The organism is Photorhabdus sp. RM71S (assembly GCF_042879355.1).
In the GTDB taxonomy this organism is placed as follows: domain Bacteria; phylum Pseudomonadota; class Gammaproteobacteria; order Enterobacterales; family Enterobacteriaceae; genus Photorhabdus; species Photorhabdus kayaii.
In genome coordinates this window covers 1-253 of record NZ_JBHFKV010000278.1, presented here as the reverse complement: position 1 = coordinate 253, position 253 = coordinate 1, and the positions used below count along the sequence as shown (strand labels likewise).

At 53.0% G+C, this 253-nt stretch carries 1 protein-coding gene; it reads right to left on the bottom strand.

Translation table 11 applies throughout. The annotated features are described in order from the left end of the window. On the bottom strand, positions 1-253 hold a 253-nt coding region (locus tag ACGF5R_RS24890), incomplete at both ends, for a hypothetical protein (RefSeq protein ID WP_387693325.1).

Genomic DNA, 253 nt, shown 5'->3' with positions numbered 1-253 from the left:
GCGAATAGATATTGGCTTTCCCTATCATTAAAGCGGCGGTCAGGTCATTACCGACTTTGGTCAGCACATTGGCCCCGCCAATCAGGGCTGCAAAGGTATTGCCATCCCCGACATGGGTAAAGATATTGGCTTTGCCAATCATCGCCGCCAGGGTCATGCCATTACCCACTTTCGTGGCGATATTGCCCTTTGCCAGCATCAGCGCAACACTGGTGCCATCCCCGATATGAGTGAACACATTGCCTGCGGCTAC